This is a genomic window from Pseudomonas sp. JH-2, assembly GCF_036231725.1.
GTDB classification, from domain to species: Bacteria; Pseudomonadota; Gammaproteobacteria; order Pseudomonadales; family Pseudomonadaceae; genus Pseudomonas; species Pseudomonas delhiensis.
The window spans coordinates 1-24,290 of record NZ_JAZAQP010000058.1 but is presented as its reverse complement, the minus strand read 5'-3'; the positions used below and the strand labels follow the sequence as shown (position 1 = coordinate 24,290).

The window sequence follows — 24,290 nt, the reverse complement described above, 5'->3', positions numbered from 1 at the left end:
GGAGTCAGCCACTTCCCACAAAAACGGCGAAACTGGAGCAAGGATCATGCCGCACTGGTTGATGAAATCCGAACCCGACGAACTGTCGATCCACGACCTGCAGCGCCTGGGCAAGGCGCGCTGGGATGGCGTGCGCAACTACCAGGCGCGCAACTTCGTGCGCAGCATGCAGCCCGGCGAGCTGTTCTTCTTCTACCACTCCAGCTGCCCGCAGCCGGGCGTGGCCGGCATCGGCCGGATCGAGGGCGAGGCCTACCCCGACCCCACCGCGCTGGACCCGCAGAGCCCCTACCACGACGCCAAGGCCAGCGCCGAGAAGAACCCCTGGAGCGCGCGGGACGTGAGTTTCGTCGAGGCGTTCAGGGAAGTGCTGCCGCTGGCCACCCTCCGGGCCGCCGCCGGGCTGGAGGAACTGGCCCTGGTGCAGCGCGGCAGCCGTTTGTCGGTGATGCCGGTGAGCGAGGAGCAGTGGAAGATCATTCTCGGGTTGGCGCGACGCTAGGACGCAGGCCGGTTGTCGGGTGGGGCGCTCAATTGGGCAGAGATGCTTTTCGTAGGAGCGAGCTTGCTCGCGAACAGGCGTCTGTCGGGGGTGCTTGGTGTTCATCCCCAAGAGCGCCCTCTCCCTAACCCTCTCCCTGAAGGGAGAGGGGACCGTTCGGAGTGCTTGGGTATTCCTGAGTCAGCCGGCAGCGCCAGCGGTTTCCGGCTGAAACCATTCCTTCTCTCGGCACGGACAAGCCCCCTCTCCCTTCAGGGAGAGGGCTGGGGAGAGGGTTACGGGGTCCATCCAATACACCGCGCCAACCGGCAGACACCCATTCGCGAGCAAGAACCAGGCGTCCCCCTCGCGCCTACAAGTAATACATCAAGCCATCTGCGAAATGGTCCTGCGGAACCGCCACAACGCCCCACAGAAAAATGCCGCGCCAATGCCAATGATCGCCAGGAACTGCGGCCAGACGATGGCCAGCCCGGCGCCGCGGAACAGGATGGCCTGGGCCAGGCTGACGAAGTGGGTGGTCGGGGCGAACAGCATGATGTTCTGCACCAGCTCCGGCATGCTCTCGCGCGGCGTGGTGCCGCCGGAGAGGATCTGCAGCGGCATCAGGGTGAGGATCACCAGCAGGCCCAGCTGCGGCATCGAGCGCGCCACCGTGCCGAGGAAGATGCCCATGGAGGTGGTGGCGAACAGGTGCAGCGCCGCGCCCAGCAGGAACAGCGCCACCGAGCCGCTGATCGGCACGTCCAGCCAGCCGCGCACCACCAGCTGCAGCGACAGCGCGGCCGCCGCCAGCACCACCACGCCCATGGACCAGACCTTGGCCAGCATGATCTCGAAGGCGGTCAGCGGCATCACCAGCAGGTGCTCGACGGTGCCGTGCTCGCGCTCGCGGATCAGCGCCGCGCCGGTGAGGATGATCGACAGCATGGTGATCTGGTTGATCACCTCCATCACCGCGCCGAACCAGGCCTGGGTCAGGTTCGGGTTGAACTCCATGCGCACCGCCAGCTCCGCCGGCATGCTCGGCTCGGCGCGGTAGCGGCTGACGAACTCGCGCACCTCGGTGGCGACGATGTTCTGGATGTAGCCGGCGCCGGAGAAGGCCTGGGCGGTCTGGGTGGCGTCGACGTTGACCTGGATCGCCGGCTGCCGGCCGGCCAGCACGTCGCGCTGGAAGTCCGGCGGGATGTCCAGGGTGAAGGTGTACAGGCCGGTGTCCATGCCGCGGTCCATCTGCGCGTGGCCGATCATTTCCGGCGGGCGGAAGTACGGGGGCTGGAAGGCGTTGACGATGCGCGAGGAGAGCTGCGACTGGTCCTCGTCGACCACCGCGATGGGCGCGTGGTGCAGCGTCTCCGGCACGCCGGTGGCGGAGCTGTAGACGCCCAGGGTGAAGGCCCAGGCGATCAGGATCAGCATCGCGTAGTCGCGGCCGAGGCTGCGGAACTCCTTGATGCCCAGGTTGAAGATGTTGGCCAGCTTGCGCATCTCAGTCCTCCTGCTTCTTCAACAGGAGCACGCTGAACAGCGTCAGCACGCCGATGGCCGCCAGCAGCGGCAGGTAGTACGGCCACAGGTCGGCCAGGCCCAGGGCTTTGGAGAAGGCGCCGCGGCTGATGACCAGGAAGTGGCTGGTCGGGTAGAGCCTGCCGATCAGCGCCGCCGCGCCCTCCAGCGAGGACACCGGGTGGATCAGCCCGGCGAACTGGATGGCCGGGATCATGGTGGCGATGGCGGTGCCGAACACCGCGGCGATCTGGCTCTTCATGAAGGTCGACAGCAGCAGGCCGAGGCCGGTGCTGGTGATCACGTACAGCAGCGCGCCGAGGCTCAGCGCCAGCAGGCTGCCCTTGAGCGGCACGCGGAACAGCAGCACCGCCATGGCCAGCATCAGCACGAAGTTGACCATGCCCATGCCGATGTACGGCAGCTGCTTGCCGAGCAGGAACTCCAGGCGCGTCACCGGGGTGACGTAGAGGTTGGTGATCGAGCCCAGTTCCTTCTCGCGCACCACGCCCAGGGCGGTGAGCATCGCCGGGATCATGATCAGCAGCAGCGGGATCACCGCCGGGACCATGGCCTTGAGGCTCTCCACGTCGGGGTTGTAGCGGTAGCGCACCTCGGTGCTGGCCGCCGCGCTGGCCTCGGCGTTGCCGCTCTGCCGGGCCAGGTCGGCCAGGTAGCTGCTGTGCAGGCCCTGCACGTAGCCCTGCACGGTATTGGCGCGGGTGGGCATGGCGCCGTCGATCCACACGCCGATGGCCGGGTCGTCGCCGCGCTTGAGGTCGCGGCCGAAGTGCGGCGGGATTTCCACCGCCAGGCTCAGCTCGCCGCTGCGCAGGCGCCGGTCGAGGTCGTCGGGGTCGCGGATCGCCGGGTGCTCGATGAAGTAGCGCGAGCCGGCGATGTTCAGCGCATAGGCCTGGCTGGTGGTGGTCTGGTCGCGGTCGAGCACGGCGTAGGAGAGGTCCTCGACGTCCATGTTGATGCCGTAGCCGATGATGAACATCAGCAGCGCCGTGCCCAGCAGCGCCAGGGTCAGGCGGATGGGGTCGCGGCGCAGCTCCATGGATTCGCGCCGCGCATAGCTGAACAGGCGCAGCGGGCTGAAGCGCTGGCGCTGCGGCTTGTGCGGCGCCTGCCCGACGCTGGCCGGCGCCGGCGGCTCGGGCGGCGGCGCGGCGCTGCCGGCGGCCTCTTCCAGGTAGGCGATGAAGGTCGCCTCCAGGGTCGGCAGGCCGCGCTTGTCGATCAGGCCCTGCGGGGTGTCGCTGTCCAGCACCTTGCCGGCATGCATCAGCGAGATGCGGTCGCAGCGCTGGGCCTCGTTCATGAAGTGGGTGGAGATGAAGATGGTCACCCCGTCGCGCCGCGACAGCTCGACCATCAGCTGCCAGAAGCCGTCGCGGGCCACTGGGTCGACGCCCGAGGTGGGCTCGTCGAGGATGAGGATCTCCGGCTTGTGGATAACCGCCACGGCCAGCGACAGGCGCTGGCGGATGCCCAGCGGCAGGCTGTCGGGCAACTCGTCGCGGACCTTGCCGAGGTCGAAGCGCGCGAGCATCTCCTCCACCCGCGGGCCTATCGCCTCGGCCGGCAGGTGGAACAGCCTGGCGTGCAGTTCCAGGTTCTGCAGCACCGTCAGCTCGGCATACAGCGAGAAGGCCTGGGACATGTAGCCGACGCGGCGGCGAGTGTCCATGTCCTTGGCGTTCACCGGCTGGCCGAACAGTGCGCAGCTACCCTCGCTGGCCGGCAGCAGGCCGGTGAGCATCTTCATGGTGGTGGACTTGCCGCAGCCGTTGGAGCCGAGGAAACCGAAGATTTCCCCGCGTTCGATGCGGAAGCTGACGTGGTCCACCGCGACGAAGTCGCCGAAGCGGCAGGTCAGGCCCTCGGCCTCGATGGCGATCTGCGGCGCGCCTTCGCTGTGCTGGCGCGGCGGGATCACCAGCGCGTGGTGGCCGGCGCGCTTGCGCTCGGGCAGCAGGGCGACGAAGGCCGCCTCCAGGTTGTGGGTGCCGGTCCGCTCGCGCAGCTCGGCGGGGGTGCCGGTGGCCAGCACCTTGCCCTCGTCCATCGCCACCAGGGTGTCGAAGCGCTCGGCCTCCTCCATGTAGGCGGTGGCCACCAGCACGCTCATGCCCTCGCGGCCGGCGCGGATGCGCCCGATCAGTTCCCAGAACTGGTTGCGCGACAGCGGGTCGACGCCGGTGGTGGGCTCGTCGAGGATCAGCAGGTCGGGGTCGTGGATCAGCGCGCAGCACAGCCCGAGCTTCTGCTTCATGCCGCCGGAGAGCTTGCCCGCCGGGCGCTCGGCGAAGGGCGCAAGGCCGGTGCTGTGCAGCAGGTCGGCGATGCGCCGCTCGCGCTCGGCCTTGTCGTGGCCGAACAGGCGGCCGAAGAAGTCGACGTTCTCGAACACCGAGAGCGTCGGGTAGAGGTTCTTGCCCAGGCCCTGGGGCATGTAGGCGATGCGCGGGCACACCGCGCGGCGGTGGCGGGCGTCGCGCATGTCGCCGCCGAGGACGTGCACCTGGCCGTCCTGCAGCTTGCGCGCGCCGGCGATCAGCGCCAGCAGGCTGGACTTGCCGACGCCGTCCGGGCCGATCAGGCCGACCATGCGGTTGGCCGGGATGTCCAGGCTGACGTCGTCCACCGCGCGGGTCTGCCCGTAGCGCAGCGAGACGCCGGCCAGGCTGGCCACCGCGCCGTGCCGGGCGCTCATTGCGGGACCTTGATCTGCAGGTGCTCCGGCCATTGCGCCTCAGGGTCCAGGCGCAGGTAGGCCATGCCCGGCACGCCGGTCTTCACGTAGGTGATGTATTTCTCCAGCAGCGCCGGGTCCAGCCGCGCCTTGACGCGGAACATCAGCTTCTCGCGCTCGTTGGCGGTCTCCACGGTCTTGGGGGTGAACTGGGCGACGCTGGCGACGTAGGAGACCTTGGCCGGGATCACGTACTGCGGCACCGCGTCTATCACCAGGCGCACCTCCTGGCCCAGCTCCACGCGGCCGGCCTGGGCGGAGGGCAGGAAGAAGGTCATGTAGACGTCGGTCAGGTCGACCATGTTGAGCAGCTTGCCGCCGGCGGCCAGCACCTCGCCGGGCTGCGCCACGCGGTACTGCACGCGGCCGTCGCGGGGGGCGCGCAGCAGGCTGTCGTCGATGTCGGCCTGCAGCCGGGCGACGCTGGCGGTGGCGGCCTCGATGGCCGACTGCGCCTCGATCACCTGGGAACGCCCGGCCTCGATGGCGGCCTGGGCCGAGATCACCTGGGAGCGCGCGGCGGACAGCGCGGCCTGGGCGCTCTGCAGCACGGCGCGGTCGTCGTCCAGTTGCTGCTGCGGCAGGGCGTTGCGTTTGACCAACTGCTCGGTGCGGGTGAAGCGTTTCTGCGCGGCGGTGAGCTCGGCCTGGCGCTGCGCCACCACCGCCTCGGCGGTGCTCTTCTCGCTGTTGCGCTGGGTCACCACGGATTCGGCGGTGAGCTTGGCGTTCTGCGCCTGGCGCACCTCGGCCTGGGCCTGGGCCAGCTGCGCTTGCAGCACCTGGGTGTCCATGCGCGCGACCACTTCGCCGGTCTTGACGAAGTCGCCCTCGTCCACCTTGATCTCGGCCACGCGGCCGGGCAGCTTGGTGGCCACGTCCACCTCCGTGGCCTCGATGCGCCCGTTGCCACTGGCGAAACCCTCGCCCAGCCCGTTCGGCTTCAGCGTCTGCCAGGCCAGGGCGGCGACCACCGCGCAGGCGGCGAGCACGCCGCCACGGAACAGCCAGCGTTTCGAATTACCCTTCATCGTACCCCCTGATCAACGCTCATTCCGAGCGATCTTGTAGGGATCTTCAGCGAAGGGAGGGGAAAAGGCCTTGATACAGGTCAGAGCCGCCCGAAAAGACCTGGATAACGGGCGAAACCTGCTCCGTCTCAGGGCTGCACGATCAGGTTGTTGAACAGCAGATCGTCCACCAGTGGCTTCCCTTCCTCTTCTTTGAGGACCGTCTGTACCTGCTTGAGCGCCTCCTGGCGCAGTTTCTCCTTGGCCTCGACGCTGCCGAGGGTCTCGTCGGTCTGCTGGGCGAACAGCATGATCAACTGGTTGCGGATCAGCGGCTCGTGGTGCTCGACCTTCTCCTCGGCCTCCTTGCCGGTGACCTTCAGGGCGATGTCGGCCTTGTAGTACTTCAGCTTCGGCCCGCTGCCGTAGTTGCCGACCAGGGCCGGGGTGAGGTCGACGAACAACGGCTTGTTGGCGTCTTCCGGCTTGGCTTCCTCCTCCGAGGCCATCACGGGGGCGAGGAACAGCATCAGGGTCAGGGCGATCAGGGCTTTCAAGGCGACTTCTCCATGCACGATGCCGGCAAGCATAGCCATACCGGGCGCGCGGCCCAAGCCCGGCGGTTATGCAGCGGCATAAGCCGGGACCATACTGATTTGCCCCCCGCCCTACCACTCCTACACTGCCGGGCATTACACGAAAGGAGTACACCCCCGATGAAAGCCGTGCTGTGCAAAGCCTTCGGCCCCGCCGAAACCCTGGTGCTGGAAGAAATCGCCAGCCCGACGCCTGCGAAGAACGAGGTGCTGCTGGACGTCCACGCCGCCGGGGTGAACTTCCCCGACACCCTGATCATCGAGGGCAAGTACCAGTTCAAGCCGCCCTTCCCCTTCGCCCCGGGCGGCGAGGCCGCCGGCGTGGTCGCCGCGGTGGGCGAGAAGGTTTCCCACGTCAGGCCCGGCGACCGCGTCATCGCCCTGACCGGCTGGGGCAGCTTCGCCGAGCAGGTGGCGGTGGGCGCCTACAACGTGCTGCCGATCCCGGCGGGCATGGACTTCACCACCGCCGCCGCCTTCGGCATGACCTACGGCACCTCGATGCACGCGCTCAGGCAGCGCGGCAACCTGCAGCCGGGCGAGACCCTGCTGGTGCTCGGCGCCTCCGGCGGCGTGGGCCTGGCGGCGGTGGAGATCGGCAAGGCGATGGGCGCCAGGGTCATCGCCGCGGCCAGCAGCGACGCCAAGCTGGAAGTGGCCAGGGCAGCGGGAGCCGACGTGCTGGTCAACTACAGCGAGGGCAGCCTGAAGGACAAGCTCAAGGAAATCACCGGCGGCCAGGGCGTGGACGTGATCTACGACCCGGTGGGCGGCGAGCTGTTCGAGGAAGCCTTCCGCAGCATCGCCTGGAACGGCCGCCTGCTGGTGGTCGGCTTCGCCAGCGGGACCATCCCCTCGCTGCCGGCCAACCTGCCGCTGCTCAAGGGCGCTTCCCTGGTCGGCGTGTTCTGGGGCGCCTTCGCCCAGCGCCAGCCGCAGGACAACGCGGCGAACTTCCAGCAGCTGTTCCAGTGGTTTGCGGAGGGCAAGTTGAAGCCGTTGGTTTCGCAGACCTATCCGTTGGAGAAGGCTGGGGAGGCGATCGATCACCTGGGGCAGCGCAAGGCGGTCGGGAAGGTGGTGGTGCAGGTGCGTTGAGGGTGTTTGGCCTGATGTGTGGTGTGGGGGATGGGCCTCGTTCCCTCTCCCTAACCCTCTCCCTGAAGGGAGAGGGGACCGTTCGGTGTGAAGTGTGATATCGGCGCTCGTCGGCCACGCCGGTGTTGCCGGATGGCACGAAAACCACCAGCGGCACGGATAGCCCCCTCTCCCTTCAGGGAGAGGGTTGCGGAGTCCATCCAATACACCGAGCTCACCGGCGAGCACTGTTCGCGAGCAAGCTCGCTCCTACGAAGAGCCGTTATCCGCCCTGCGCTCAGGCGTACAGCTGCTTGAAGCGCTCGCGCAGCTGGTTCTTCTGCACCTTGCCCATCACGTTGCGCGGCAGCGCGTCCACGAACACCACCCGCTTGGGTTGCTTGTAGCGCGCCAGATGACCGTCCAGGCCGGCGAGGATGTCCGCCTCGCTCGGCGTCTCGCCGGGCCTGGCCACCACCACCGCCGTCACGCCTTCGCCGAAGTCGCGGTGCGGCAGGCCTATCACCGCCGATTCGGCCACGCCGGGCAGGGTGTCGATGATCTGTTCCAGCTCCTTCGGGTACACGTTGTAGCCGCCGCTGATGATCATGTCCTTGCTGCGCCCGACGATCTGCACGTAGCCCTTGTCGTCGATGAAGCCGATGTCGCCGGTCATGAAGAAGCCGTCGCCGCGCAGTTCCTCGGCGGTCTTCTCCGGCATGCGCCAGTAGCCGCGGAACACGTTGGGGCCGCGCACCTCGATCATCCCCGGCTCGCCTTGCGGCAGCAGCTTCGCCTCCTTCTCGGCCGGGTCGGTGATGCGCAGCTCGACGCCCGGCAGCGGGAAGCCGACGGTGCCGGCGATGCGCTCGCCATCAAGCGGGTTGGAGGTGTTCATGCCGGTTTCGGTCATGCCGTAGCGCTCGAGGATGGCCACCCCGGTGCGCTCGCGGAAGGCCTTGTGGGTCTCGGCGGTGAGCGGCGCCGAGCCGGAGACGAACAGGCGCATGTGCGCCACCGCCTCGCGGGTCAGCCCCGGTTGGTCGAGCAGGCGGGTGTAGAAGGTCGGCACGCCCATCAGCAGGTTCACCTGGGGCAGCAGGCGCAGCACTTCGGCGGCGTCGAACTTCTCCGTGTAGAGCAGCGAACCGCCGGCCATCAGCAGGCTGTTGATGGCCACGAACAGGCCGTGGATGTGGAAGATCGGCAGCGCGTGAAGCAGCCAGTCGGCGCGGGTGATGCCCCAGGCCTCGACCAGCGCGCGGGCGTTGGAGACCAGGTTGCCGTGGCTGATCATGGCGCCCTTGGAGCGCCCGGTGGTACCGGAGGTGTAGAGGATGGCGGCGAGGTCGTCGCGGCTGCGCGCGACGTCGGCGAAGCGCGCCGGCTTGCCTTCCACGTGGCGCATCAGGCTGCCTTCGCAGTGCTGCCCGAGGGTCGCCACGCGGGCCACGCCGCACTGTTCGGCCAGTGCCTTGGCCTGCTCCTCGAAGGCCGGGGTGCAGACGAACAGCGAGGGTTCGGCGTCGCCGAGGAAGTAGCTCAGCTCCTCGCTGGTGTAGCCGCTGTTCAGCGGCAGGTAGACGGCGCCGGCGCGCAGGGTGCCGAGGTAGAGCATGATCGCCTCGGGACTCTTGTCCACCTGCACGGCGACGCGGTCGCCCGGCTGCACGCCCAGTTCCACCAGGGCGTGGGCGAACTGCGCGCTGCTGCGCAGCATCTCGGCATAGCTGTAGCCGCCGCCATCCGGGGTGCGGAGGAAGGGCTTGTTGAGGTCTTCGGGCAGGTGCTCGCCGACGGCGGCGAAAAGGCTCTGGTTCATGGCGGTTCCTAGCGGCGGGGCTTGGCCGGTGGGGCGAGATGTCGCTTGACCTCGTTGGCGGCGATCACCGTGCCCTGGTTGGCGTAGGCTTCGTGGTTTTTCTCGATCTGACGCAATTCGTAGCGGTAGTTGACCATCAGCCCGGCGGCCTGGCGCAGGCCGCCGGCGGAGAGGTCACCGCGCCAGTTCAGGCGCTCCAGGCGGGCGCCGTTGCCCAGGTGGAAGCGCGCCACCGGGTCCGGCGGCAGGCCCTGGGCATTCTTGGCCTGCAGGAAGTATTCGGCGGCCAGCGCCAGCAGCGGCTGTTCAAGGCGCGGGGGCGGCGGCGCGTCGGGCTTGAGCGCCTTCAGGCATTCGGCGACCTCGGGGCGCCCGGCCTGGCTGTCGAGCCAGCGGCGGAAACCGGGCACCGGCGAGAGGGTGACGTACTGCTTGAGCCCGGGCACTTCGCGAGCCAGCTCCTCCACCACCTGCTTGATCAGGAAATTGCCGAAGGAGATGCCGCGCAGGCCCTCCTGGCAGTTGCTGATCGAATAGAACACCGCGGTATCCGGCGCATCGGCGGCCTCGCCGGGTTGTTCGAGGATTTCGGCGATGGCGGCGGGCATCTGCCGGGTCAGCGCCACCTCGACGAAGATCAGCGGCTCCTCCGGCAGCGCCGGGTGGAAGAACGCGAAGCAGCGGCGGTCGGCCGGTTGCAGGCGGCTGCGCAGGTCGTCCCAGTCCTTGATGGCATGCACCGCCTCGTAGCGGATGATCTTTTCCAGGATCGCCGCCGGGGTCGACCAGTCGATGCGTCGCAGCACCAGGAAGCCGCGGTTGAACCAGGAGGCCAGCAGGTGCTGCAGGTCGTGGTCCACCGCCGCCAACCGCGGCCGCGCCCTGAGCTCCTGCAGCAGCAGGCGGCGCATGGCGATCAGCTCAGCGGTGCCGCCGGGGGCCTGGTTGAGGCGGCGGAACAGTTCCTGGCGCGGCGGCTCGCAGGCCTCGAACAGCGCGGTGACCTGCTCCGCGCCGGGGTTTTCCAGGTAGCGCCGGCAGGCGTCGGCCAGGGCCTCGGCGGGCGGCGCGAAATCGTTGAGCAGGTTGTCGAAGAAGGCCTTCTGCTGCTCCGGCGGGCAGTCGCGGTAGGCGCACAGCACCTGCCGCGCCAGGGCCACGCCGGAGGCCTCGCCGTGGCCGGAGAGCAGGCGGCGGCTGGCCTCGACCAGCGACGCCGCGCTGATCGGCACCGGCTCGCGGGACTCCAGCAGCTGGCGGCCGCGTTCGCTGATGCTCTGCAGCAGTTCCTGGAAGAAGCTGACGTTCATCGAACCTCCTTCTTCGGCGCGCGCCTCACTGCGCCAGCAGCGGCGGCGGGCAGCGCCGGTACCATTGGGTGGCCTGCTCGTAGGCATGGGCCAGTTGCAGCACCGCAAGGTCGGCCTGGTGCCGGCCGATGATCTGCAGGCCCATGGGCAGGCCCTGTTCATTGAAGCCTACCGGCACGTTGGCGACAGGGCATCCGGACAGGGTGCCGGGGATCACCACTTCCATCCAGCGGTGGTAGGTGTCCATGGCGCGGCCGGCGACTTCCTTCGGCCAGTGCAGGTGCTTGTCGAAGGGGAACACCTGGGCGCTGGGCAGCAGCAGGTAGTCGTAGCGCTCGAACAGGCGCTGGATGGCGCGGTACCAGTCGCTGCGCGCCACCGTAGCCTGGAACACCTCCATGGCCGACAGGCGCAGGCCGTTCTCCACTTCCCAGCAGGCCTCTTCCTTGAGCAGCGCGCGCTTGGCCGGGTCGGCGTAGGCCGCGCCCAGGGAGCCGGCGACGAACCAGTGGCGCAGGGTGCGCCAGCAGTCCCACAGGCGTTCGGCGGGGAAGCCCAGCTCGCAGGATTCGACCTCGCAGCCGATGGCCTGGAAGTCGGCGAATGAGCGCTGGCACAGTTCCAGCACGCCGCGCTCCATGGCCAGGTGGCCGCCGAGGTCGCCCAGCCAGCCCAGGCGTGCGCCCTTGAAGTCGCGCTCCAGCGGGCCGGCGAAGGCCTTGCCGGATTCGGCGATGGACAGCGGCGCGCGGGCGTCCGCCCCGGCCTGCACCGACAGCAGCAGGGCCACGTCGCGCACGCTGCGGCCCATGGGGCCTTCGTAGCCGAGCTGGTCGCAGAACAGGTCGGCGGCGTCGTCGAAGGGCACGCGGCCCTGGGACGGGCGGAAGCCGACGATGTTGTTGAACGCCGCCGGGTTGCGCAGCGAGCCCATCATGTCGCTGCCGTCGGCCACCGGCACCAGTTGCAGGGCCAGGGCCGCCGCCGCACCGCCGCTGCTGCCGCCGGCGGTGCGGGCCGGGTCGTAGGCGCAACCGGTGGCACCGAACAGCGGGTTGTAGCTCTGCGAGCCGAGGCCGAATTCCGGGGTGTTGCTCTTGCCGATGAGGATCGCCCCGGCGGCGCGGATGCGCTCGACCATGATGCCGTCGCGCTCGGGCACGTAGTCGCGGTACAGCGGCGAGCCGAGGGTGGTGCGGATGCCCTTGGTCAGCGACAGGTCCTTGATGGCGTGGGGCAGGCCGTGCATCCAGCCGCGGTACTCGCCGCGGGCCAGCTCGGCGTCGCGCGCGTCGGCCTGGGCCAGCAGCCGCTCGGCGGGCTCCAGGCTGACCAGGGCGTTGACCGCCGGGTTGAAGCGCTCGATGTGCGCCAGGTAGTCGCCCATCACCTCGCGGCAGGAGACCTGGCGCAGGCGGATGAGCTGCGCCAGTTCGTGGGCCTGGAGCTGGACGAGGGGGCTGAGGTTGGGGTTCTGGCTCATGTGGCGCGGCCTTTTGTCTTCTGGGTTCCCGCGTTCGCGGGAATGACGGAACAGTTCAGGGGATGGAGCTTTGACGGGGCGAGCGAAGCCACGGCGCCTTCCGGCGCCCTGCCCCACCCCGTCACCCCCGCGAACGCGGGGGTCCAGCGCCTTCGGTCAGCGCATCAGGTTGGTCCACAGGCGGTCGGCCAGGCGGATGGCGCCCTCGCCGCAGGTCTTGCTGAAGACCACCTTGGTACCCTCGGGGATGTGCAGCTCGGGCGCATCCTTCAGGCTCGGGTCGAGGAAGGCGTCGGTGCCCTTGATCGGGCTCTGGTGCTTGAGGAAGTTCTGCGTCAGCGCCGAGTTCTCCGGCTGGCTCATGAAGGCGATGAACTGCCGGGCCGCCTCGGGGTTCTTGCTGCCCTTGGGGATCACCAGGTTATCCACCCAGGCCATCACGCCTTCCTTGGGGTACAGGTATTTCAGGCTCGGCTTCATTTCCCGGGCGCGCAGCGAGGAACCGCCCCAGAACAGCGACATCGAGGTCTCGCCGGAAGCGAGGTTCTCGCGCACCGAGCCGGCCTTGGAGCTGTAGGTCTTGACGAAGGGCTTCTGCGCCTTGAGCAGGTTCAGCACCTGCTGCACCTGTTTCGGGTCCTCGCTGCACAGCGGCACGCCCAGGTATAGGCTGGCGGTGTCCATCACCTCGTTGACCGAGTCGAGCATGTTGATCTTGCCCTGCAGCTCCTGCGGCGGCTGGAACAGCAGCGAGTAGCTGTCGGCCGGGCCCTTGTAGGTGGCGGTGTCGTAGACCACGCTGGTGGTGCCCCAGATGAAGGGCACCGAATAGCCGCCCTCCGGGTCCCAGGTGGGTTTGCGCAGGTTGTCGACGATGTTCGCGTAGTACGGCTGCTGGGCCGGGTCGAAGCGCTCCAGCAGGTTCTCGTGGACCAGGATCGGCACGAACTGGTGCGAGGGGATGGCCACGTCGTAGCCACTGCCGCCCTGCTTGAGCTTGGCCAGCAGGGTCTCGTTGGAGTCGTAGGAATCCACCGTGACCTTGATGCCGGTCTGCTTCTCGAACTTCTCCAGGATCTGCGGCGAGAAGTAGCCGCTCCAGCTGATGACGTTGACCTGGCCGGCGGCGTTGGCCGCGCCGGCCAGGCCCAGCGACAGGGTGGCGGCGATGACTGCGATCGACTTGCTCATGTTGACTCCCGTAGTGGCGTGGCGCTCAGGCTTTGGCTTTGCCGAGCAGGTAGGAAAGGCTGACGAAGAACACGGATACCCCGAGGATCAGCGTCGACACCGCGTTGACGTCGGGGGTGACGCCCATCCGCAGCAGGCCGAAGATGAAGATCGGCAAGGTGGTGGTGCCGGCCTGGGAGACCATCATCGAGATCACGAAGTTATCCAGCGAGACGATGAAGGCCAGCATCAGCCCGGAGAAGATCCCCGGCATCAGCAGCGGCAGGGTGACCTTGCGGAAGGTCCGCCAGGGCCCGGCGTAGAGGTCGGCGGCGGCCTGCTCCAGGGACAGGTCCATGTCCTCCAGGCGGGCGCGGATCGGCAGGTAGGCGAAGGGAATGCAGAACACCGTGTGGGCGATGATCAGGTTGCCATAGCCCAGCGACACGCCGAGGCTGGAGAACAGCGCCAGGGTGGCGACGCCGACCACGATCTCCGGCAGCACCAGCGGCAGCATGATAGTGCCCATGGACAGGCGCATGCCCTTGAACTTCGCCCCGCGCGAGGTGCCCAGCGCGGCCAGGGTGGCGATGGCGGTGGCGATCGCGCTGGCGCACACGGCGATCAGCAGGCTGTTGCCGGCCGCACTGCGCAGCGCCTGGTTGGCGAAGGCGGCGCGGTACCAGTCGAGGCTGAAGCCGGTCCACACGGTGGCGGACTGGTTGGCGTTGAACGAGTAGATCACCAGCACCACGATGGGCGCGTAGAGGTACAGGTAGAACAGCAGGCTGAAACCGCCGAAGCCGGGGAAGTCCTGCACGCCGAGACGGCGCTTGCGCAACAGGGCCAGCATCACACACCTCCCCGGGCCACGCGCAGACGCTCGGCGCGCAGGGCGTAGAAGGTCAGGGCGAGCATCACCGCCGCCATCAGCACCAGCGACAGGGCGGCGCCGAAGGGCCAGTTACGGGCGTCGGCGAACTGCCGGAAGATCAGGTTGCCGAGCATCATCTTGGTGCCGCCGCCGAGCAGCTCGGGGGCGATCATCGCGCCCAGGCAGGGCACGAAGGTGAGGATGGCGCCGGCCAGGATGCCCGGCCGGGCGATCGGCAGGACCACCTTGCGCAGGGTGCGCAGGCGCCCGGCGTAGAGGTCCTGGGCGGCTTCCAGCAGGCGCATGTCCATCTTCTCCAGGGTCGAATAGATCGGCAGCACCACGAAGGGCGCGTAGGTGTAGACCAGGCCCAGCAGCACCGCGCCGTCGCTGTACAGCAGCGGCAGCGGCTGGTGGATCAGGCCCAGGCCCATGAGGCCGTTGTTGATCACCCCGGTGCCGCGCAGCAGGAGGATCCAGGCGTAGGTGCGGATCAGCAGGTTGGCCCAGAACGGCACGGTGATCAGGAAGATCAGCAGGCCGCGCCGGCTGGCCGGCTGCATGGCCAGCCACACCGCCACCGGGAAGCCCACCAGCAGGGTGATGGCGGTGGTGGCCGCGGCGATGCCCAGCGAGCGCAGGGCGATGACCAGGTAGGAATCGGCGAAGGCCAGGCTGTCGTCCAGCTGGCGCTCGAACAGCAGCGAGACGTAGGCATCGCTGCTGAACACGTGGTTGACGCCGCCATAGGGGTTGGCCTGCATCAGCGAGTAGGCGACGACGATGAGGATCGGCACCACCAGGAACAGGCCGATGGCCAGCAGCGCCGGCGACACGCCGAGCAGGTTGCCCAGGGCCCGGCGCCGCTCCAGGGCGTTGCCGGGGCGTACGGTGAGGGAAGACATGGCGCGCTCCTCGGCTCAGTCCAGCAGGACGCTGGCGCTGTCGCGGTCGAACTGCAGGCCCAGGCGCTCGCCCGGGGCGAAGCGCTGGCTCTGCCCGGCGCTGTTGGGCGTGCGCACGCGCAGGCGGGTGCCGTCGGCGAGGCTGACCTGGTACTGCAGGTCGGTGCCCAGGTAGACCTGCTCGGCGAGGGTGCAGGGCGTGGCCTGCGGGTCCTCGGCGCCAACCAGGCGCAGGCGCTCGGGGCGGATCGACAGCGTCACCTCGGCGCCCGGGCGCAGGCCCTCGCGGCTCGCCGCGCGCAGCGTGCGGCCGCCGGGGATGCGGAACAGCGCCTGGCCGTCGGCGATCTCGTCGACCTGCGCCGGGAGGAAGTTGGTCTCGCCGATGAAGTCGGCGACGAAGCGGTTGCGCGGCTGCTCGTAGATGTCCGCCGGGCGCCCGACCTGCTGCACCTCGCCCTCGGCCAGCACGGCGATGCGGTCGGACATGGTCAGGGCTTCTTCCTGGTCGTGGGTGACGAAGATGAAGGTGATCCCGGTCTTGGCCTGGATCGCCTTGAGCTCCTCGCGCATGGCTTGGCGCAGCTTCAGGTCCAGGGCCGAGAGCGGCTCGTCGAGCAGCAGCACCTTGGGATGCGGGGCCAGCGCGCGGGCCAGGGCCACGCGTTGCTGCTGGCCGCCGGAAAGCTGGGTGGGGCGGCGTTCGGCGAAGCGCTCCATCTGCACCAGGGCGAGCATCTCGCGCACCCGCTCGGCGACCGCCGCCTTGCCCAGGCGCTGGCCCATGGGGTGCGATTCCAGGCCGAAGGCCAGGTTCTGCGCGATGGTCATGTGCGGGAACAGCGCGTAGTGCTGGAACACCGTGTTGACCGGGCGATCGTAGGGCGCGCGGTCGGCGATGTTCTCGCCGTAGAGGAGGATCTCGCCGGCGGTGGGGAACTCGAAGCCGGCGATCATCCGCAGCAGGGTGGTCTTGCCGCAGCCGGAGGGCCCGAGCAGGGTGAAGAATTCGTTGTCGCGGATGTCCAGGTCGACGCTCTTCAGCGCCACCGGGCCGCTGTCCGGGTCGCCGTAGACCTTGCGCACCGATCGAATGGAGACGGCGGCCGTCTGCAGGCCGTGCAGGGCACTCATGGATGTACCTCCGGTTCCCTCCCCCGCTGGCGCTGGTGCGCACGGGGACTTGTATTTGTTGTGGCAGGAATGGGGAAAGCGCTGCAGCGTGTGCCGGTGACCGGCTGGTTTTGTGGTGAGGCTGCTGGGGCCGAGTGTGGCCAGATTGCAGTTGAGCAAAAAGCTCAATTTTCTTACATTCGCTATTAAATAAATTAACAGCCTGCGAGCCGCCCATGTCCCTGCCCCGCCTGCCGCCGCTCAACGCCGTGCGCGCCTTCGAGGCGGCGGCGCGCCTGGGCAGCTACGTCGCCGCCTCGAAGGCGCTGCACGTTACCCAGCCGGCCATCGGCCGCCACGTGCGCCTGCTGGAGGACTGGCTGGGCGTGCAGCTGCTGGAGCGCACGCCGCGCGGGGTCAGCCTGACGCCCGCCGGCCAGCGCTACTACGCGAAGATAGCCACGGCGCTGCAGCAGATCGCCGAGGCCAGCCGCGAACTGGCCCCCGGCGGCTCGGCGCGCTGGCTGAAGATCCTGGTGGTGCCGGCCTTCGCCAAGCGCTGGCTGATGCCGCACCTGGAAGCCCTGCGCCAGCAGCGCCCGGGGCTGAAGGTGGCGATCGAGCCGAACCCGACCTTCACCGAGGTGGACGGCAACAGCGCCGACCTGGGCATCGTCTACGGCATGCCCGGGCAGTACCCGCAGAGCTGCGCCACCCTGCTCCACCCGCAGGTGTTCCCGGTGTGCTCGCCGGCCTACCTGGCGGCCCACGGCCCGCTGGGCAGCGCCGAAGAGCTGGTGCGCCACGAACTGATCCACGTCCACGACGGCGAATGGTGGAACGCCTGGTTCGCCGCCAACCAGTTGGACATCCGCGTCAGCCCCGACGTGCTCTACGTCAGCAACGACCACGCGCTGTCCATGGCCGAGGCCGGCGCCGGCATCGCCCTGGCCAACGACGTGCTGGTGCGCAGGGAGCTGGAGTCCGGCGCGCTGGTGCGGCCGCTGCCGAACCAGGTGCGCCTGGAGAGCTACCAGCTGCTGATCCCGCCGGGGCCGAGCAGCGCCGACATCGAGTGGTTCGGCGAGTGGCTGGCGCAAACCCTTGCCGCGGAGTTTCCTTCGGCATTGCCGTTGTAGGCGCGCCCTGCGCGCGGAATCGCGGGCAGGGCCCGCTCCTACAGGTTGCTGTGAGGCATGGCATCCCACCCGTAGGAGCGGAGCTTCTCCGCGATAACCGTCATCTCCGGCGCCATTCGCGGATGAGATCCGCTCCTACGGATTGCCCCAGCACCGTGCCCCATGTAGGAGCGCGCCCTGCGCGCGAATCGCGGGCAGGGCCCGCTCCTACAGGTTGCTGTGAGGCATGGCATTCCCACCCGTAGGAGCGGAGCTTCTCCGCGATAACCGTCATCTCCGGCGCCATTCGCGGATGAGATCCGCTCCTACGGATTGCCCCAGCACCGTGCCCCATGTAGGAGCGCGCCCTGCGCGCGAATCGCGGGCAGGGCCCGCTCCTACAGGTTGCTGTGAGGCATGGCATTCCCACCCGTAGGAGCGGAGCTTCTCCGCGATAACCGTCATCTCCGGCGCCATTCGCGGATGAGATCCGCTCCTACGGATTGCCCCAGCACCGTGCCCCATGTAGGAGCGCGCCCTGCGCGCGAATCGCGGGCAGGGCCCGCTTGCCTTAATCCCGTGGCGCGTAGGCGAACACGTCGGCGCGCATCTGGTGGGCGTCCATGCCGGCGGCCACCAGGGCGTCGAGGGTGGCGTAGACCATCGCCGGCGAGCCGCTGGCGTAGACCGTCAGGCGGCCCAGGTCGGGGAAGTCCTCGCACACCGCCTCGTGCAGGAGGCCGCAGCGGCCCTGCCAGCCGCACAGGTCGCTGACCACCTTGTGCAGGTGCAGGTTGGCCAGGCCCTTCCATTCGTCCCAGTGCGGCAGCGCGTAGAAGTCCTCGGGCCGGCGCACTCCCCAGTACAGGTGCACCGGATGGGCGAAGCCCTGGGCACGGCAGTGCTCGATCAGGCTGTGCATCTGCGCCATGCCGGTGCCGGCGGCGATCAGCACCAGCGGACCGTCGGGCAGCTCGGCCAGGTGGGCGTCGCCGAAGGGCAGCTGCACGCGGGCGATGCGCTCGCGCTGCAGTTGCCCGAGCAGTTCGATGGCGCTGTTCTCCCGCGCCAGGATGTGCAACTCCAGGTCGCGCCCCTCGTGGGGCGCCGAGGCCAGGGAGAAAGCCGAGCTGTTGCCGTCGCCCCGCTCTACCAGCAGGTACTGCCCGGCGTGGTAGCGCGGCGGCTTGCCGGCCGGGGCGCGCAGGCGCACGCGCCAAACGTCGCCGCCCACCGCCTCGCAGAGGGTCAGCTGGCAGGCCAGCTTGCGCACCGGCAGCTCGCCGGGGGCGAGCACGCCATCCCAGAGCAGCACGCAGTCTTCCAGCGGCTCGGCCAGGCAGGTGAACAGCTCGCCGTGGTCGCGCACCTCGCCGTCCTGGCGCACGCTGCCTTCCACCAGCAGCGCGGCGCAGACGTGGCAGTTGCCGTTGCGGCAGCTCTGCGGGCAGTCGAAGCCCAGGCGCCGCGCGCCGTCGAGGATGCGCTCGCCCGGGCGCAGTTCGAGCTGGGCACCGGAGGGTTGCAGGGTCACACGCACGGCTTCGCCTCCCTGTCGCGAACCTGCACGGCCGGACATTCGCGAGCAAGCTCGCTCCTACGAAGGGCGCCGTGCATCAGTCGATCCCCAGGCTGGCCCACAGCGCGTCGACGCGGCGCGTCACCGCTTCGTCCTTGACGATGGCGCGACCCCACTCGCGGCTGGTCTCGCCGGGCCACTTGTGGGTGGCGTCCAGGCCCATCTTCGAGCCCAGGCCGGAGATCGGCGAGGCGAAGTCGAGGTAGTCGATCGGCGTGTTGTCGATCATCACGGTGTCGCGCTTGGGGTCCATGCGCGTGGTTATCGCCCAGATCACGTCGTTCCAGTCCCGCGCATCGATGTCGTCGTCCGTGACTATGACGAACTTGGTGTACATGAACTGTCGCAGGAACGACCACACGCCCAGCATTACGCGCTTGGCGTGGCCGGGGTACTGCTTCTTCATGGTCACCACCGCCATGCGGTACGAGCAGCCTTCGGGCGGCAGGTAGAAGTCGGTGATCTCGGGGAACTGCTTCTGCAGGATGGGCACGAAGACTTCGTTCAGCGCCACCCCGAGGATCGCCGGCTCGTCCGGCGGGCGGCCGGTGTAGGTGCTGTGGTAGATCGGCTTGCGGCGGCGGGTGATGCGCTCGACGGTGAACACCGGGAAGCGGTCCACCTCGTTGTAGTAGCCGGTGTGGTCGCCGTAGGGGCCCTCGTCGGCCAGCTCGCCGGGGTGGATCACCCCTTCCAGGACGATCTCGGCGCTGGCCGGCACCTGCAGGTCGCTGCCGATGCACTTCACCAGCTCGGTGCGGTGGCCGCGCAGCAGGCCGGCGAAGGCGTATTCGGAGAGGGTGTCGGGCACCGGCGTCACGGCGCCGAGGATGGTCGCCGGGTCCGCGCCCAGGGCCACTGCCACCGGGTAGGGCCGGTCCGGGTGCTTCTGGCACCACTCGCGGTAGTCCAGGGCGCCGCCGCGGTGGCTGAGCCAGCGCATGATGACCTTGTTGCGGCCGATCACCTGCTGGCGGTAGATGCCCAGGTTCTGCCGTTCCTTGTTCGGCCCGCGGGTGACGGTCAGGCCCCAGGTGATCAGCGGCGCGACGTCGCCGGGCCAGCAGGTCTGTACCGGCAGCCTGCCCAGGTCGACGGCCTCGCCTTCCTCGATGACTTCCTGGCAGGGCGCGTCCTTGAGCACCTTGGGCGCCATGCTGATGACCTTCCTGAAGATCGGCAGCTTGCTCCAGGCATCCTTCAGGCCCTTGGGCGGCTCCGGCTCCTTGAGGAAGGCCAGTAGCTTGCCGATCTCGCGCAGTTCGGAAACGTCCTCGGCGCCCATGCCCAGGGCCACCCGCTCGGGGGTGCCGAACAGGTTGCCGAGCACGGGAACGTCGAAGCCGGTGGGGTTCTCGAACAGCAGCGCCGGGCCCTTGGCGCGCAGGGTGCGGTCGCACACCTCGGTCATTTCCAGCACCGGGGACACCGGCACCTGGATGCGCTTGAGCTGGCCGCGCTGCTCCAGGGCGGCGATGAACTCGCGCAGGTCGCGATACTGCATGGAAGTCTCGATGGCGTAGGCGAAGATGCGACAGTTTAGCCTTTAACACCACTTCGCAGAAACACGAAGGCCGGGTTTCCCCGGCCTCGTGGCAGACAACGGCGCTTACTTGCTGCGCTTCATCGAGTCGAAGAACTCGTCGTTGGTCTTGGTCTGCTTGAGCTTGTCCAGCAGGAATTCCACCGCGGCGATCTCGTCCATGGGGTGGAGGATCTTGCGCAGGATCCACATGCGCTGCAGCTCTTCCTCGCCGGTCAGCAGCTCTTCGCGGCGGGTGCCCGAGCGGTTGATGTTGATCGCCGGGAACACGCGCTTCTCGGAGATGCGGCGGTCGAGGATGAGTTCCGAGTTGCCGGTACCCTTGAATTCCTCGTAGATCACCTCGTCCATCTTCGAGCCGGTCTCGATCAGCGCGGTGGCGAGGATGGTCAGCGAACCGCCTTCCTCGATGTTGCGCGCGGCGCCGAAGAAGCGCTTGGGCTTCTCCAGGGCGTGGGCGTCGACACCACCGGTGAGCACCTTGCCGGAGCTGGGGATCACGGTGTTGTAGGCACGCGCCAGGCGGGTGATGGAGTCGAGCAGGATGATCACGTCCTTCTTGTGCTCGACCAGGCGCTTGGCCTTCTCGATCACCATCTCGGCGACCTGCACGTGGCGGGTCGGCGGTTCGTCGAAGGTGGAGGCGACCACTTCGCCGCGCACGGTGCGCTGCATCTCGGTCACTTCTTCCGGGCGCTCGTCGATCAGCAGGACGATCAGGTGGCACTCGGGGTTGTTGCGGGTGATGTTGGCCGCGATGTTCTGCAGCATGATGGTCTTGCCGGCCTTCGGCGGGGCGACGATCAGGCCGCGCTGGCCCTTGCCGATCGGCGCGCAGAGGTCGATCACCCGGCCGGTGAGGTCCTCGGTGGAGCCGTTGCCGGCCTCCATGGTCAGGCGCTTGGTCGGGAACAGCGGGGTCAGGTTCTCGAACAGGATCTTGTTCTTCGCGTTCTCCGGGCGATCGAAGTTGATCGAGTCGACCTTGAGCAGGGCGAAGTAGCGCTCACCTTCCTTCGGCGGGCGAATCTTGCCGACGATGGTGTCCCCGGTGCGCAGGTTGAAGCGGCGGATCTGGCTGGGCGAGACGTAGATGTCATCGGGGCCTGCCAGGTACGAGGAGTCGGCGGAGCGCAGGAAGCCGAAGCCATCCTGGAGAATCTCCAGCACGCCGTCGCCGGAGATTTCCTCGCCGCTTTTCGCGTGCTTCTTCAGCAGTGCGAAGATGATGTCCTGCTTGCGCGAACGGGCCATGTTTTCCAGGCCCATGGCATCGGACATTTCCAGCAATTCGGCAATCGGCTTTTGCTTGAGTTCGGTCAGATTCATAAGAAGGAGGTGTTAGATAGATATGAGAAAAGGGGAAACAAGCATGTGAGCTCGTTAATGCCGTGCCGCAGAGTGACGACAGGATCGCTTGGAAATTCGAATAGGAAGTGCGTCGGCGACGGCTTGCAGGGGACAACGTAAAACAACGTTGCAGGCCCGAATGTAACACCCGGGCCAGGGGGCGTCTAGGGGATGGAATGAAAAAAACCCCGCATCGTGCGGGGCTTTTCCGGGGGCTGTCTCGACTCAGATGTTGCTGTCGAGGAAGGCCGCCAGCTGCGACTTGGACAGCGCGCCGACCTTGGTGGCCTCGACGTTGCCGCCCTTGAACAGCATCAGCGTCGGAATGCCGCGCACGCCGTACTTCGGCGGGGTTTCCTGGTTCTCGTCGATGTTCAGCTTGCAGACTTTCAGCTTGCCCTGATAGTCCTTGGCGATCTCGTCCAGTACCGGCGCGATCATCTTGCACGGGCCGCACCACTCGGCCCAGTAGTCCACCAGCACAGGACCATCGGCCTTCAGCACGTCCTGCTCGAAGCTGGCATCGGTAACGCTGACGATATGTTCGCTCATGAAATCTCTCCGTGGGAATCGGATGCGAAAAAAAGTGGGCCCATCATAGCCCGCCTTGGCCGCCTTCCGAAAGGCGCAGGCGATTGAGTGTCGCTATCGCGAGCCCCGGCGGAACCGATCGACGGCCCGGCGTTCGTTGGCACCGGAGGGCTATCGTGGCAGGATGTCGGGGTTAACGAATGGACCTTTCCAAGATGCCCCATACCCCCGCCAAGACCTTCCCACTGATCGCCGCCCTGGACCTGGGCTCCAACAGCTTCCACATGGTCCTGGCCAAGGCCGATCATGGCGAGATCCGCATCCTCGAGCGGCTCGGCGAGAAGGTCCAGCTGGCCGCCGGCATCGGCGAGGACCGCCTGCTCAACGAAGAATCCATGCAGCGCGGCCTGGACTGCCTGCGGCGCTTCGCCCAGCTGATCAACGGCATGCCGCCGGGCTCGGTGCGGGTGGTCGGCACCAACGCCCTGCGCGAGGCGCGCAACCGCAACGACTTCACCCGCCGCGCCGAGGAAATCCTCGGGCACCCGGTGGAGGTCATCTCCGGCCGCGAGGAAGCGCGCCTGATCTACCTGGGCGTGTCGCACACCCTGCCGGACACCGCCGGGCGCCGCCTGGTGGCCGACATCGGCGGCGGCAGCACCGAGTTCATCATCGGCCAGCGCTTCGAGTCGCAGCTGCGCGAGAGCCTGCAGATGGGCTGCGTCAGCTACACCCAGCGCTACTTCAAGGACGGCAAGATCACCCCGGCCCGCTACGCCCAGGCCTACACCTCGGCGCGCCTGGAGCTGATGGGCATCGAGAACAGCCTGCGCCGCCTGGGCTGGGACGAGGCCCTGGGCGCCTCCGGCACCATCCGCGCGGTGGGCCTGGCGATCCAGTCCGGCGGCCACGGCAACGGCGAGATCAACCCCGAGGGCCTGGCCTGGCTCAAGCGCAAGGTGCTCAAGCTGGGCGACGTGGACAAGCTCGACCTGGACGGCATCAAGCCCGACCGCCGGCCGATCTTCCCGGCCGGCCTGGCCATCGTCGAAGCGCTGTTCGACGCCCTCGAGCTCAAGCAGATGTCGCACTCCGAGGGCGCGCTGCGCGAAGGCGTGCTCTACGACCTGCTCGGCCGCCACCACCACGAGGACGTGCGCGAGCGCACCATCAGCGCGCTGATCGAGCGCTACCACGTCGACCTCGACCAGGCCGCGCGGGTCGAGGCCAAGGCGCTGCAGGCGCTGGAGCAGGTCGCCGAGGCCTGGGGCCTGCAGGACGACTGGCACCGCGAACTGCTCGGCTGGGCCGCGCGGGTCCACGAGCTGGGCCTGGACATCGCCCACTACCACTACCACAAGCACGGCGCCTACCTGGTCGAGCACTCGGACCTGGCCGGCTTCTCCCGCGAGGACCAGCAGGTGCTGGCGCTGCTGGTGCGCGGCCACCGCCGCAACATCCCGGCGGACAAGTTCAACGAGCAGGGCGAACAGGGCGACAAGCTGATCCGCCTGTGCATCGTGTTGCGCTTCGCCATCCTCTTCCACCATATCCGCGGCACCCAGCAAATGCCGGACGTCACCCTCAAGGTGGGTCCGAAGAGCCTGGAAGTGCGCTTCCCCAAGGGCTGGCTGGAAGCCAACCCGCTGACCCAGGCCGACTTCGAGCAGGAAGCCGGCTGGCTGCAGCGCGTGGGGTACCAACTGAGCGTGAGCTGAGGCCCCCACCCACGCCATTCCCCTGTAGGAGCGCGCCCTGCGCGCGATTCGCGGGCAGGGCCCGCTCCTACAAGAAGCCATACCAGCCTGAACCGTAGGAGCGGAGCTTCTCCGCGATAGCCGCCCCCCGGCGCGATTCGCGGATGAGATCCGCTCCTACGCCGCCCCAGCCACGCCATTCCCCTGTAGGAGCGCGCCCTGCGCGCGATTCGCGGGCAGGGCCCGCTCCTACAAGAAGCCACACCAGCCTGGACCGTAGGAGCGGAGCTTCTCCGCGATAGCCGCCCCCCGGCGCGATTCGCGGATGAGGTCCGCTCCT

19 protein-coding genes are annotated in these 24,290 nt (G+C 68.2%); 4 read left to right on the top strand and 15 right to left on the bottom strand.

The window, feature by feature from the left end:
- Nucleotides 1-46 precede the first annotated feature (46 nt).
- Nucleotides 47-502: an EVE domain-containing protein gene (locus VV867_RS27235; protein ID WP_328568053.1), complete on the top strand. Its 456-nt coding sequence runs from the start codon at nt 47-49 to the stop codon at nt 500-502.
- Between the two features lie 366 nt (nt 503-868).
- On the opposite strand, the gene VV867_RS27230 is transcribed toward VV867_RS27235, so the two are convergent.
- From VV867_RS27230 to VV867_RS27215, 4 genes are all read right to left on the bottom strand, one after another.
- Nucleotides 869-1,993: an ABC transporter permease gene (locus VV867_RS27230; protein WP_109935056.1), complete on the bottom strand. Its 1,125-nt coding sequence runs from the start codon at nt 1,991-1,993 to the stop codon at nt 869-871.
- Nucleotide 1,994: 1 nt separating this feature from the next.
- Nucleotides 1,995-4,733, bottom strand: coding sequence for a ribosome-associated ATPase/putative transporter RbbA (gene rbbA, locus VV867_RS27225; protein ID WP_328568052.1), 2,739 nt, complete (start codon nt 4,731-4,733; stop codon nt 1,995-1,997).
- Nucleotides 4,730-5,803, bottom strand: coding sequence for an HlyD family secretion protein (locus VV867_RS27220; protein ID WP_328568051.1), 1,074 nt, complete (start codon nt 5,801-5,803; stop codon nt 4,730-4,732). Before VV867_RS27220 ends, rbbA begins: the two co-directional genes overlap by 4 nt.
- Before the next feature lie 128 nt (nt 5,804-5,931).
- Nucleotides 5,932-6,339 (bottom strand): flagellar basal body-associated protein FliL, encoded by a 408-nt coding sequence (locus VV867_RS27215; RefSeq protein ID WP_089391018.1) that lies wholly within the window; start codon nt 6,337-6,339, stop codon nt 5,932-5,934.
- Nucleotides 6,340-6,498: 159 nt separating this feature from the next.
- Here VV867_RS27215 and VV867_RS27210 point away from each other — a divergent pair, with 159 nt between their 5' ends.
- A complete protein-coding gene (locus VV867_RS27210; RefSeq protein ID WP_328568050.1) occupies nt 6,499-7,476 on the top strand; it encodes an NADPH:quinone oxidoreductase family protein in 978 nt (325 codons plus the stop codon).
- A 277-nt stretch (nt 7,477-7,753) separates the two neighbouring features.
- Here VV867_RS27210 and VV867_RS27205 read toward each other — a convergent pair whose 3' ends face one another.
- The 7 genes from VV867_RS27205 to VV867_RS27175 all read right to left on the bottom strand — a co-directional run bounded on the left by VV867_RS27205 (nt 7,754) and on the right by VV867_RS27175 (nt 16,153).
- Complete coding sequence (locus VV867_RS27205; protein ID WP_328568049.1) at nt 7,754-9,277, bottom strand: malonate--CoA ligase; 1,524 nt, start codon at nt 9,275-9,277, stop codon at nt 7,754-7,756.
- Nucleotides 9,278-9,285: 8 nt separating this feature from the next.
- Entirely contained in the window at nt 9,286-10,587 is a 1,302-nt protein-coding gene (locus tag VV867_RS27200; RefSeq protein WP_328568048.1) for a malonyl-CoA decarboxylase, read from the bottom strand.
- Between the two features lie 25 nt (nt 10,588-10,612).
- A complete protein-coding gene (locus tag VV867_RS27195) occupies nt 10,613-12,070 on the bottom strand; it encodes an amidase (RefSeq protein WP_328568047.1) in 1,458 nt (485 codons plus the stop codon).
- A gap of 156 nt (nt 12,071-12,226) precedes the next feature.
- Complete coding sequence (locus VV867_RS27190; protein ID WP_328568046.1) at nt 12,227-13,261, bottom strand: ABC transporter substrate-binding protein; 1,035 nt, start codon at nt 13,259-13,261, stop codon at nt 12,227-12,229.
- A 25-nt stretch (nt 13,262-13,286) separates the two neighbouring features.
- Entirely contained in the window at nt 13,287-14,093 is an 807-nt protein-coding gene (locus VV867_RS27185) for an ABC transporter permease (protein ID WP_089391024.1), read from the bottom strand.
- Complete coding sequence (locus VV867_RS27180; protein WP_328568045.1) at nt 14,093-15,019, bottom strand: ABC transporter permease; 927 nt, start codon at nt 15,017-15,019, stop codon at nt 14,093-14,095. The genes VV867_RS27185 and VV867_RS27180 overlap by 1 nt, the downstream gene beginning before the upstream one ends.
- A 15-nt stretch (nt 15,020-15,034) precedes the next feature.
- Nucleotides 15,035-16,153, bottom strand: coding sequence for an ABC transporter ATP-binding protein (locus VV867_RS27175; RefSeq protein WP_328568044.1), 1,119 nt, complete (start codon nt 16,151-16,153; stop codon nt 15,035-15,037).
- A 215-nt stretch (nt 16,154-16,368) separates the two neighbouring features.
- Here VV867_RS27175 and VV867_RS27170 point away from each other — a divergent pair, with 215 nt between their 5' ends.
- A complete protein-coding gene (locus VV867_RS27170) occupies nt 16,369-17,271 on the top strand; it encodes a LysR substrate-binding domain-containing protein (protein ID WP_275627952.1) in 903 nt (300 codons plus the stop codon).
- A gap of 550 nt (nt 17,272-17,821) precedes the next feature.
- On the opposite strand, the gene VV867_RS27165 is transcribed toward VV867_RS27170, so the two are convergent.
- The 4 genes from VV867_RS27165 to trxA form a co-directional block, all read right to left on the bottom strand.
- The gene (locus VV867_RS27165) at nt 17,822-18,790 is read right to left on the bottom strand and encodes a CDP-6-deoxy-delta-3,4-glucoseen reductase (protein WP_275627953.1); all 969 of its coding nucleotides are present in this window, start codon (nt 18,788-18,790) and stop codon (nt 17,822-17,824) included.
- Nucleotides 18,791-18,866: 76 nt separating this feature from the next.
- Nucleotides 18,867-20,333: a 4-hydroxy-3-polyprenylbenzoate decarboxylase gene (gene ubiD, locus VV867_RS27160; protein ID WP_328568043.1), complete on the bottom strand. Its 1,467-nt coding sequence runs from the start codon at nt 20,331-20,333 to the stop codon at nt 18,867-18,869.
- Between the two features lie 105 nt (nt 20,334-20,438).
- Complete coding sequence (rho, locus tag VV867_RS27155) at nt 20,439-21,701, bottom strand: transcription termination factor Rho (RefSeq protein WP_089391030.1); 1,263 nt, start codon at nt 21,699-21,701, stop codon at nt 20,439-20,441.
- A gap of 246 nt (nt 21,702-21,947) precedes the next feature.
- Nucleotides 21,948-22,274 (bottom strand): thioredoxin TrxA, encoded by a 327-nt coding sequence (gene trxA, locus VV867_RS27150; RefSeq protein ID WP_009615069.1) that lies wholly within the window; start codon nt 22,272-22,274, stop codon nt 21,948-21,950.
- 194 nt (nt 22,275-22,468) lie between these two features.
- On the opposite strand from trxA, the gene ppx reads away from it, so the two are divergent.
- Nucleotides 22,469-23,971 (top strand): exopolyphosphatase, encoded by a 1,503-nt coding sequence (gene ppx, locus VV867_RS27145; RefSeq protein WP_275627955.1) that lies wholly within the window; start codon nt 22,469-22,471, stop codon nt 23,969-23,971.
- Nucleotides 23,972-24,290: the final 319 nt, after the last annotated feature.

Coding starts and splice junctions, on each gene's coding strand:
- VV867_RS27235 (WP_328568053.1), top strand. CDS start 47: ATGCCGCACTGGTTGATGAAATCCGAACCCGACGAACTGTCGATCCAC.
- VV867_RS27230 (WP_109935056.1), bottom strand. CDS start 1,993: ATGCGCAAGCTGGCCAACATCTTCAACCTGGGCATCAAGGAGTTCCGC.
- rbbA (WP_328568052.1), bottom strand. CDS start 4,733: ATGAGCGCCCGGCACGGCGCGGTGGCCAGCCTGGCCGGCGTCTCGCTG.
- VV867_RS27220 (WP_328568051.1), bottom strand. CDS start 5,803: ATGAAGGGTAATTCGAAACGCTGGCTGTTCCGTGGCGGCGTGCTCGCC.
- VV867_RS27210 (WP_328568050.1), top strand. CDS start 6,499: ATGAAAGCCGTGCTGTGCAAAGCCTTCGGCCCCGCCGAAACCCTGGTG.
- VV867_RS27205 (WP_328568049.1), bottom strand. CDS start 9,277: ATGAACCAGAGCCTTTTCGCCGCCGTCGGCGAGCACCTGCCCGAAGAC.
- VV867_RS27200 (WP_328568048.1), bottom strand. CDS start 10,587: ATGAACGTCAGCTTCTTCCAGGAACTGCTGCAGAGCATCAGCGAACGC.
- VV867_RS27195 (WP_328568047.1), bottom strand. CDS start 12,070: ATGAGCCAGAACCCCAACCTCAGCCCCCTCGTCCAGCTCCAGGCCCAC.
- VV867_RS27190 (WP_328568046.1), bottom strand. CDS start 13,261: ATGAGCAAGTCGATCGCAGTCATCGCCGCCACCCTGTCGCTGGGCCTG.
- VV867_RS27185 (WP_089391024.1), bottom strand. CDS start 14,093: ATGCTGGCCCTGTTGCGCAAGCGCCGTCTCGGCGTGCAGGACTTCCCC.
- VV867_RS27180 (WP_328568045.1), bottom strand. CDS start 15,019: ATGTCTTCCCTCACCGTACGCCCCGGCAACGCCCTGGAGCGGCGCCGG.
- VV867_RS27175 (WP_328568044.1), bottom strand. CDS start 16,153: ATGAGTGCCCTGCACGGCCTGCAGACGGCCGCCGTCTCCATTCGATCG.
- VV867_RS27170 (WP_275627952.1), top strand. CDS start 16,369: ATGTCCCTGCCCCGCCTGCCGCCGCTCAACGCCGTGCGCGCCTTCGAG.
- ubiD (WP_328568043.1), bottom strand. CDS start 20,333: ATGCAGTATCGCGACCTGCGCGAGTTCATCGCCGCCCTGGAGCAGCGC.
- rho (WP_089391030.1), bottom strand. CDS start 21,701: ATGAATCTGACCGAACTCAAGCAAAAGCCGATTGCCGAATTGCTGGAA.
- trxA (WP_009615069.1), bottom strand. CDS start 22,274: ATGAGCGAACATATCGTCAGCGTTACCGATGCCAGCTTCGAGCAGGAC.
- ppx (WP_275627955.1), top strand. CDS start 22,469: ATGCCCCATACCCCCGCCAAGACCTTCCCACTGATCGCCGCCCTGGAC.